This is a genomic window from Nostoc sp., from assembly GCF_036919575.1.
In the GTDB taxonomy this organism is placed as follows: domain Bacteria; phylum Cyanobacteriota; class Cyanobacteriia; order Cyanobacteriales; family Nostocaceae; genus Nostoc.
Map to the genome: position 1 here is coordinate 1 of NZ_JBALBY010000018.1, position 9,961 is coordinate 9,961.

The 9,961-nt window shown below is 41.8% G+C and carries 6 protein-coding genes and 1 pseudogene; 1 reads left to right on the forward strand and 6 read right to left on the reverse strand.

All coding sequences use genetic code 11. From position 1 onward, the window contains the following. Positions 1 to 343 precede the first annotated feature (343 nt). Positions 344 to 745: pseudogene (locus tag V7K27_RS06370) on the forward strand (transposase); the annotation flags it as partial. A gap of 76 nt (positions 746 to 821) precedes the next feature. Here V7K27_RS06370 and V7K27_RS06375 read toward each other — a convergent pair. The 6 genes from V7K27_RS06375 to V7K27_RS06400 form a co-directional block, all read right to left on the reverse strand. Further along, positions 822 to 2,150, reverse strand: a complete 1,329-nt coding sequence (locus V7K27_RS06375) for an ATP-grasp enzyme (protein WP_334945387.1) — start codon at positions 2,148 to 2,150, stop codon at positions 822 to 824. 130 nt (positions 2,151 to 2,280) lie between these two features. Then, entirely contained in the window at positions 2,281 to 3,660 is a 1,380-nt protein-coding gene (locus tag V7K27_RS06380; RefSeq protein ID WP_334945389.1) for an ATP-grasp enzyme, read from the reverse strand. Positions 3,661 to 3,712: 52 nt separating this feature from the next. Then, entirely contained in the window at positions 3,713 to 4,741 is a 1,029-nt protein-coding gene (locus V7K27_RS06385; RefSeq protein WP_334945391.1) for a D-alanine--D-alanine ligase family protein, read from the reverse strand. Between the two features lie 404 nt (positions 4,742 to 5,145). Next, positions 5,146 to 5,979: an O-methyltransferase gene (locus V7K27_RS06390; RefSeq protein ID WP_334945393.1), complete on the reverse strand. Its 834-nt coding sequence runs from the start codon at positions 5,977 to 5,979 to the stop codon at positions 5,146 to 5,148. 4 nt (positions 5,980 to 5,983) lie between these two features. Next, positions 5,984 to 7,213, reverse strand: a complete 1,230-nt coding sequence (locus V7K27_RS06395; protein ID WP_334945395.1) for a sedoheptulose 7-phosphate cyclase — start codon at positions 7,211 to 7,213, stop codon at positions 5,984 to 5,986. 1,866 nt (positions 7,214 to 9,079) lie between these two features. After that, positions 9,080 to 9,859: a hypothetical protein gene (locus tag V7K27_RS06400; protein WP_334945397.1), complete on the reverse strand. Its 780-nt coding sequence runs from the start codon at positions 9,857 to 9,859 to the stop codon at positions 9,080 to 9,082. Between the last annotated feature and the right edge of the window lie 102 nt (positions 9,860 to 9,961).

Here is a 9,961-nt window from a genome sequence, read left to right on the forward strand (position 1 = left end):
GCAGTATTCCCAACTGAGCCTCCAGCAAGAACCTCTTGCCCAAAGGAATAATTGTATTGCCCATCTCTTCTTTTGAGCGATGGCGCTGTTTCGCCCGCCTTCTTGCGATCGGCAGCACGGGCAGTACAAGCAATTGTCTCTACGTAAGAGAGTCTACAAGAAAATCCTCGTCGAGGTTCGATTGTCGATGAGATAGCAGGATTACGAAAACTTGTAGTTTTTTTTGGAAAATACGGCTTTATAATTCCAATACCTTCGCCAAAAAAAGAGTATGAAGAGGTAGGGCTGCCGTAGTAGAGTTATTGTCTCTCACAACTACAACTCAAAAACTACTTTTCAGGCCATGCCGGACATTTTATCACTGTTACAATGCTTGTTACCGCAGATAAACGCTACAACTATGCGGCAATTGAACCAGATAATCATAGCCATGTTAGCAATGAGTGGGCGAGTGACCATGTTAGGAATCTCGCGTTGGGCAGGCACTGGTGGTAGTTATCGGACGATATTGAGGTTCTTTCATACAGTAATCCCTTGGGCGACGTTGTTTTGGCTATTTTTCCGTAAGCATTTGTTCCGTGCAAATGAGGTTTATTTGCTTGCAGGAGATGAAGTTGTAGTGAGTAAATCCGGGAAAAAGACTTATGGTTTGGATAGATTCTTTTCTAGCTTAGTAAGCAAACCGATATTAGGGCTGTCTTTCTTTACATTATCATTAGGAGGTATTGATTTAATTAACACATTTTAAAGAAAACCATTTGCTCATAGCGGAATGGCACAGCGTTTGCAAAAGAGATTCGCTCTTCCCTAGTTCTTCTCGATTACTCTATAAGCTCGCCCATATTAAAATCTATTCTGATCCAACCTTTGAGCCTTCGTAAATTGTCGAGAATGAGTAAGGGAATCTGCCAGTGATGTACCATCAGAAAGGGTAAGGGATCACTCACCTCAAAAATTGCTTCTTTCCCCCGCCTGATGTTTATTACCCAGGTTTGCAGTTGCTTAAACGATCTAATCTCATTTAGCCGCCAAACTTCGTGGTACAGCCAATAAGTTGGCTTACTATCAGCAAGAGGCTGCAAAGATTCAGCCAGAGGATCTTTACCAAGATAGGCATCCGCTACTCCTGGATGATTATAAAACATAGTAATGGCGGAGTGAGTACGGGGGTTACACTCAATCGCATAAACAGTTCCGTCTTCTGCTTCGATGAAGTCAAAGGAAAGTTGCCCGGTTTTTCCTAGTTCTTTGGTAAAATGACTCGCCCATTGCATAATTTCTAGCTGATCAACGTTTTCGTAGTTGACTTGAAAGGCGGATGACTCACAGCAGCAGTACATTCTTGACTCTCCATCTCGCGCGGTAGTGTGAGTGCAGTATTCCTTTCCAGGGATGAATTCCTGCATAATCCAGGGACTCTCCTCACTGATGGGGAGACTCTTGACAAATGCTGCTGTTTCTGATTTTGTATCGCAAGGTAGCTTAGTGAGATTCAAGCGACGCACTTGATCGTAAGGGATGCTTTTAAGAATGTATTTGCACTTCTCCTGAGAAAAGTCGAAATTGAGAACTTGTTCGGGATCGGTAATTTTGAAGGATTTGGGGACAGATAAACCGAACGATCGCGCTGTTTCGGCAAAGGCAAACTTGTCATCCAGGATCTTCGTGATCTCAGCATCGAAGTGGAAAAACTCTACACAGTCTGGTAATGGTGGCTGGACTTGATCATAGTGGATGACGGAAAAAATCGCTACCGGGATAAAAAAGTCAATCTTTTCTGTTTTGGCGATCGCATGTAGAGTTTCAATGTAGCCTTCTAAGTCTTTGCTGGGATCGGGAACGGTATAAAAGCCGGCAACAGAGTTGGAATATTTATTGCCACTTAACCAGTATTTCTCAATATCAATTATAATCACACGATGCCCAGCAGCATGAAATGAACGCGCTAGCTGAAGGGTTTTAGTCATTCTAGCGCCAGCAATTAAGATATTTTTGGAATTGGGGTTAACAACAATTGACTTCCTGAATGGTTGCTTAAGAAAGCTCCACAGTAGCGAAGTTAAGACGACAATGCAGTTTAAGGGAAATGCGATCGCTAGTAATACAAGAGTGCCCAAGTTTTGGAACACTACAAAAATATGCTTTTTCATAGTTATAATTGTGACATCACAGATTGCATCCTTTCCTCGTCAAATATTTTTAAACAATTGCAACTGCTTTAACGAGCTAATTTGATTAAGTCTCTAAAGTTCGTGTTCAAGCCAATAAGTAGGCTTACTATCACTTAGGAGTTGCAGAGATAGAGGTTTTATATTTTACGTCTTCTCCAAACTGTATGAGTTTGCCGATGTTAAAATCAATTCTCACCCAAGTTTTTAAGGAGCGCAAACTATCGAGTAATAGTAAAGGAATGTGCCAATGATGTACCATTAAGAACGGTAGTGGATCGTTAACTTCAAAGATTGCATCCTTTCCTCGCCAAATATTTTTAAACCACTTTTGCAACTGCTTTAACGATCTAATCTCATTAAGTCTCCAAAGTTCGTGATAAAGCCAATAAGTAGGCTTACTATCACTCAGGGGTTGCAGAGGTTCAGCCGGAGGCTCTTTACTAAGATAGGCATCCGCTAAACCAGGATGGTTGTAATACATTGTAATTGCAGAGTGAGCGCGAGCGTTGCACTCGATCGCATAAATCGTCCCATCTTCCGCCTGAATGAAGTCAAAACAAAGTTGTCCAGTCAGCTGTAGTTCTTTGACAAAATGACTCACCCACTCCTTAATTTGTGGGTGTTCAAAGTTTTCGTAATTGACTTGAAAAGCAGATGATTCACAGCAGCAATGTACCGTTAATATACCATTTCTCACTGTATCGTGAGTACAGTATTCTGTCCCAGGAATAAACTCTTGCAATATCCAAGGGTTATCTTCACTAATTGGCTTACTTTTGACATAAAGCGCTATTTTTTCAGGAGAATCCATTGGTAGCTTAGTCAAATCTAAGCGTAAAACAGAGTCATAGACAATACTTTTGAGAATGTACTTGCGCTTTTCGTTGGCAAAGTCGAATTTAAGAACTTGTTCGGAATCTGTAATTAAGAAAGTTTTTGGCACAGATAACGAGAGTGAGCGTGCAATTTCTGCAAAAGTAAACTTGTTATCCAGCATCTTCATTGTATCAGCATCGAAGTGGAAATTCTCACAATAGCCTGATAACACTGGTTTGCGATCGCAGTCAAAGTAGCTAGCAGCGAAAATGCCTACGGGAACAAAAAAGTCGATGTTTTCTTTTTTGGCGATCGCACGCACGGCTTGAGTATATGCTTCTAAATCTTCTTGGGAGTCAGCAACTGTGTAAAAGCCATCCACAGCGTTGGAAAATCGATAACCACTGAACCAGTATTTATCGAGATCAAATAAAATGACTCGATGCCCAGCAGCGTGAAATGAACGCGCCAGCTGAAGGGTTTTGGTCATTCTACCACCACCAATCAAGATATTTTTAGGATTCTCGTTCAAAACCACAAGATTAGCATTCGGGCGGCTGAAAAAATTCCACAGCAGCGATGCGAGTACAACGGTGCAGTTAAAGGGAAATGCGATCGCTAATAATGCAAGAGTGCCCAAGTTTTGGAAGATTGCAAAAATCTGCTTTCTCATAGTTGTAATTGTGACATGATAGTGGAACCTGTGGCTGGTGATTTGCCGGACATCAGATTATCCCCAACGCTTCATTGATCGCCGTCATAAATAACTCATCTAAAGGAATTCCGACTGCGTTCGCGGTACAGGCAATCACCGCTTTCTGGTCAAAAATACAAAACAACCCGGCTTCTAAGAACCAAGGTTGTCCCTGTGGGTCGATCCGGAAATCAAATAAACTATAATGGCGACAGCCCAAAGCCAAATGACACTTCTTAACTTCTTGCTGAACCTTTTGGGTGATCGGGTCATTAATATCTACAATCCAACCTGGGACATAATTTTTAGCAGTTGAATTCAAGTCGCCCTCGATTGGTATTTTGAATTTGTCAGTATAGCTGCGGATGGGTCTGGCTTGGGGGTCTATCTGATACTCTTCAAGGGGTAAACCGATTAGCTCCCCATCTTTGACAATGGCGCCGCATCTGACTTCTCGACCGGCTTCAATGAATGTTTCTACGATCACCTCCGAAGCAAATTCAAATGCTTTCTTCAGGGCAGCATCATACTCACTAGCCTCTTTAACTAAGGACACCCCTAAAGAGTTGTCAGCACTTGCGGGTTTGATCACTACTGGAGGTGCAATTGTCGGCACGTCTCCTTGGCGGAGCAGTTCTCCAAAAGGCACTTTCACCCCTGCTGCTGCGACAATTGCTTTGGTTCTGGCTTTGTGAGCCGTTATTGCCATGACATCGGGAGTATTGCCTATGTAAGGGATCTTAAGCAGGTCGAATAGTGCCCGGTAGTGAGTCATTCCAGGGATACAAAACATTTGTGGCAACATCAAGTCAATGTCTTGTGCTGTTATAAACTCTATGGCATCTAACAGAGTCATCGGTTTGGCGACAACAATATCTTCAGGACTGAGAGAGGAAGGAAATCGCCACTGGCGATCAGGTGTGATGTATGCAATCAGAAAGTCATAGAGCGATGGATTTGCTGTAGCTACCAGACAGCTTTGGGCGTAATTGCGTGACAACTCACAGTAAAAATCATTGTATGGAGACCCAACTAAATGAAGGATACGAAGTATTGGCATGATTCATCTTCCTATGTACTGTTATGGTTAAATTTAAACGGCGAACGGAGTCGTAAGAAATACTTTTTAGAATATATTTGCGGGTTTCTTGATTAAATCGAAATTGATAACTTGTTGAGGCTCTTTGATTTTAATTTACGATAAACTGAGGCACAGATAAAGAAATTAACTCATCCCACGGCGATGAAAACATTGCTTTGCTCGTTTTCATCGCTGTGGGGAAATCAAAGTCATTAGCGACCGACAAATAAAAAATAATCAACTACTTCTTGTGGGGTGGGCCGAAAAGCCCGCCTTTCTATACGGGCGCTCATGTTGCCCACCCCACAATATTAGGTAATTTATTTGTTGTCAGTCCCTTAGTCATTAGTACCAATGACTAATGACTAATGACTAACTCTCGATTACACAACGCGTCTAATCAGAGTCACACCATCTCGTATGGGTAACAGAACTTGCTCTACACGAGGATCGGCGGCGACAACACGGTTGAACTGAGCGATCGCTTCACCGTTGGCGGTGCGTTGTTCTGGTGGTAGATAAACTTGTCCCTGCAACAAAGTATTATCCACGCAGATTAACCCGTCGGGAGTCAGTAAGTTACTATCCAAAATGCTCTGGAAGTACTCTACATACTCTTTTTTATCCGCATCGATGAAGATAAAATCAAATACTTCTTTTCTCGCAGCCAGCTTGTGGAGTGTCTCTAGGGCAGGTGCTACTTCCACAACGATTTTGTCGCCGTGGGGAGACTCACCAAAGCAAGCTTGAGCAAATTGAGCGACATAGGGATCTACTTCGCAACCTATGAGTTTCCCGTCGCTTGGTAATGCTTCTGCCATTGCCAAAGCTGAATACCCTGTGAACATTCCTACTTCTAGAATGCGCTTTGCCTTGGTCATGTGAACAAACATTTTCAATGTCTGTCCTTCAAGATGTCCTGAGAGCATCTCCTGTTCTAGCTGGCGCACTGTTTCACCATCACTGAAGCGTTTGCTCCAGTCTTCAATGCTAGTTTTTTGCGCCAATGCTGTTAATGCGCTCGATTCCGGGGTGGTGTAATCATCCAAGTAGGGATCTAAACCGGCTGCTAATTCAACTCCCTGACGCAGAGAATCTAATATCTCTACGGGAATGTTACTCTCTTGTGCTAATTTGAGGGTTTGCTGTAGCTGGGCTACTAAGATACTATGTGGCGTTATCGGCCTAGCAGTTTCTCGTCCTAAAACACTAGTCATGTTTTTAGACCCCCAAAAGCTTGGCTTCTTGATTTTCAATATATGCGTCAATCCCTTCCCCACCACGAGGGTATCTAGCACAAAGACGTTTATGTTCAGCTAAGGCAGCATCAAGTTCTTCACGAGTCAGATCATTGACAAAGAAGCACTCACCAATAGGCCGCGGCATGGCTGCGCGTTGTTTGCCATCTCGTGTCTGGCTTATAGACTCGGTAGCATACCACAATAGATCCCCATCTAGTAGAGGATGATCGAGTGATAAACCGATACGACTCATCAAGTCTAGGATGCGATCGCGCTCCTCTGTTGGAATATAGCCCCGTTGTGCTGCAATGGTTGCAGACAAAGCCATATCTATATTGACCGCGTGACCATGATATAGCGGTATCTGAGGTGCTAATTCTAGGGTCGGACTCCAAGTGTGACCGTAAGCAATGACGCGATCGAGGTCTATTTCATGCAAGTTAGGAGTCTCTAACTCCAGCATGGTTTTGATGGCCTCGTAGTTGAGTCTATGGGCAATCTCTTTAAGTTCCGGTGTAGCATTCACATGTCCAAAGTGAGTCGAAAGCAGTTCTTCGCCATATTCGTATAGCAGTTCAAAGACTTCAGAGTTAGAAACTACCGCAATTTTCACCAACTCTGCCATCCCATTACGAACTTGAGCCGTTGGCAAGGTTTTCAAAAATGAGAAATCCAGGATCACTTTCAAAGGTGCATGATATGCTCCCAAGCGATTTTTCAACTTGCGATGATTAACTGCTACCTTAATCGCTACACCTGCATCGATTAAACCAATCAACGTGGTAGGAATACGAATGTAGTTACTCTTGCGACGGTAAGAAGCGCAAGCAAACCCAGCCACATCAGTAATTAGACCACCACCGACGACTAAGACTGGTTCCTTACGAACTAAGCCAAAGTCCGAAAAAGCGTCAATAATTTTCTCAAAACTTGCAAGAGTCTTAGCTGGCTCTGTAATGATGATGGCAAATACTGTGAGTTCAATGTCATAGTGTCTAAAATATGACCTGATCTGCTCTCCATAAAGTTCATGGACATTGGCATCAATTACAGTCAGACAGCGACCAAATTTCGCATAGCTATCTGCTATTTCTCTGTTTTTAATATCAAATGCACCATTCACATAAACAAGACTAAAATCTATTTTTTCGTAACCTTCTACGTGAAACGCAGCTTCCGTAGCTTCAAATGATGCTTGAACTTTATTCATGTCTGTTGCCCTATTCCAAATTCAAAAAGTTGTGAGATTTCCGTAATCATTGCGAAATAATTCCGATTTACCCGAATGTATGCCAGCAAACTATTATGCTTTTTATCCTTTCAGATTAAAGACAGAACAAAATCAGCTTTCAATAAAAAGCTAATGCTTATTGCTGACTGGCAATGTGATTAAACAACACCATTCATTTGAGTAAATTTTTTCGGCGGGTTAACCTTTAATTGGCATAACCTCAAACCAGCCACATAGCCCGATTAGCAAGATATTGGCATAATACTTACCTGGCTATTACGTAGATTATTGACTTTAAATTTGTGAAATTCATCTTAATTCAGATTCATTCCACTATGTTTAACTTTAATGGCTTTCCAACTGTACGATTCCGAAAAAATTCTAGCCTATAAAACTGATCGTATAGTTGATCTGCAAGCTTAAATTTGAGATTAGAACCCTGATTAATTGTTAGTTCGCTGTTTTTTAGCATTAGTATCAAACCTTGTATCACTAAACTCGTTACATTCTATTTAGTTCAGAATGATAGTGGACTTTTAGGAAGTTTATCTGAATTTTTATTGAAACAGAATAAAGGCGTCAGAATGAATTTTGACCGAAAAAGCAGACTTCGGCGTGAGCGCTCAGTCGAACGCTGAATAGACTCTTTTTAGACCCCCACCAAATCGTAGATTTGGCGGTCTTGTCTACGTGACGCCCGAAGTATTGATTCTGACGCCTCGGTAAAGCAATCCCCAGCTCCGCTCCTGAATTCTGACGAATGTATTCTTTTTCAATAACTCCACTATATTTGTCTCTAGCAACTTTCCGACCGTTAAACTTTGCAAAACTCATTCAGTACATTTTATTCACAATGGCAGTAGAATTCCTGGTTCAGTCAACTTACTGCTTAGTATTTAACACACATACCTCAGTAACTTATAAAAATTCAGATTTTAAATATATCTGAGTTACTGGTAACAAAACTTTAACTTTATTAAGGAACAGTTGTGTGTGTTAAAGGTTTCTAAATTGCTTGAATTGCCTTTATACTCCTAAATTAAGCTAAAATAGCTTAAACTAGCAAAAAATTTGCTAGTTTTTAACTTAACAATACAATACAAATCATAACACTAGAATAATATAAATCATAACATTTGTAAAGATATTGAAGTCAATCCACCATACGGGGTGTACTGGCTACCAAGGGATTTTTTAAAAAGTATGTCTAAAGATAGATATTTTATACAGCAGGCATATCTAAGGCACTTACCATAAAATGCGGCGTTGCATAATAGCAGTATGAATTAAGGTCAATTCTTATGCCTCGGACTTTGTGAGGTATAAGAACCCCACCCCAACCCCCTAAGTACACGTCAGCGTAAAAGGGGTTCGGAAATATTTAGACTTGATGTTGGGTAACACGAATGTTCTACGCAACCTACGAATGAGTGAAGAAGGCAGGAGGGAGAGGGCAGAAGGCAGAAGGTTTGCTCTTGCAGTGTAGGCTTCAGACCTACACTGATTGCAAGACACCAAATCAGAGATTTTGGGTGTGGGACTTCAACCCTTACTCTCTTCGGTCGTGGCAGAGGGCAGGAATCAGAATTCCCTTCTGCCTCCTGCCCTCTGCCTTTCTTGTTAAATTCCATACCCTTTTTGTGGTCTTCTGTACTAAGAGCAAGCGAGGAGGGAGCTAAGATGTATCTCATGTGATTAGGAAACGCTATATTTGTGGGTTAGGTGATATCCAGCAGCCAAACCGCATCAAATATCTCAATAATTATACTGAGCCGTCAAGACAATAAATATTAAGAATATATACGTAAATATTGTCAGGATGCTAAATATGTCAGATTTACCGCTTCAGTGCCAAAATTTGAAAGAGCAGGTTGAGTCGATATTACAACTTTTACAGCAAGAACCAGCGCTACGTTCCCAAGATATTACACCTATACTATTATTAGTGACTGACACCGACTCACTAAGAAACAGTTCATCTCGATTTAACCACTGCCCAAAAATTGAATCACGCTCGTCATCAGAGGCAACAAACTTATACACGCACTCCCGGTTGTCTCGTGAACCAAGCCGACCGACGTAATCCAGCTTCAAGTCAATTTTGTCAAGTAGTTTCTGTGCGATCGCTATTGGTGTGTGTTTTTCAGAAATCGAAACATTCAAGTAATTTTTGATAACATACCGATGCTTTAGTGCCAGTGCTTTAAATTCCTGCATTGCCTCGTCAGAAGAGCGTAACCGTTCCCCAGGCGTAAGCAACTGCAACAGATTCAGTTCTTCTAACAACAGCACCGATGGCAACATCTGCCCCTTGTTAAAATCCGGTTTCCAAATCGAATTCTCTCCCGCCTCTAACTGCGCTTTTGCCCGTTTTGCATCACGGTTGGTCAGAAATTCCCGCCCCAGTGTCAAATAGTAGTGCATTCTCAGTTGAGGATACCACCCATCGTCATCTTTCTCAACCAAATCAGGGGTTACGTCAATTTCGTAGCGACGGGATAATTCAGCCTTACGCTGCTGATGTCGTTCAGTTTTGGTTTTCGCCCTTGTGTCTTGCAGCTTTTTGAGTTCGGCATCAGAGATGGTTGGAGAATCCGCGATCGCCTGACACTCAGCAGTATACAATTCCTGACTAGAGAGCCAGTCCAGTAGAAGTTATTGACAAATAAAAATAATTATGCAGATATTTCAATTGGATTCATAAGTGGCATTTGAGCCAAAACATGA

What these genes read in the sequence shown, in the direction of transcription:
- V7K27_RS06375 (WP_334945387.1), bottom strand. Translation starts at nt 2,150, where the DNA reads ATGAAAAAGCATATTTTTGTAGTGTTCCAAAACTTGGGCACTCTTGTA.
- V7K27_RS06380 (WP_334945389.1), bottom strand. Translation starts at nt 3,660, where the DNA reads ATGAGAAAGCAGATTTTTGCAATCTTCCAAAACTTGGGCACTCTTGCA.
- V7K27_RS06385 (WP_334945391.1), bottom strand. Translation starts at nt 4,741, where the DNA reads ATGCCAATACTTCGTATCCTTCATTTAGTTGGGTCTCCATACAATGAT.
- V7K27_RS06390 (WP_334945393.1), bottom strand. Translation starts at nt 5,979, where the DNA reads ATGACTAGTGTTTTAGGACGAGAAACTGCTAGGCCGATAACGCCACAT.
- V7K27_RS06395 (WP_334945395.1), bottom strand. Translation starts at nt 7,213, where the DNA reads ATGAATAAAGTTCAAGCATCATTTGAAGCTACGGAAGCTGCGTTTCAC.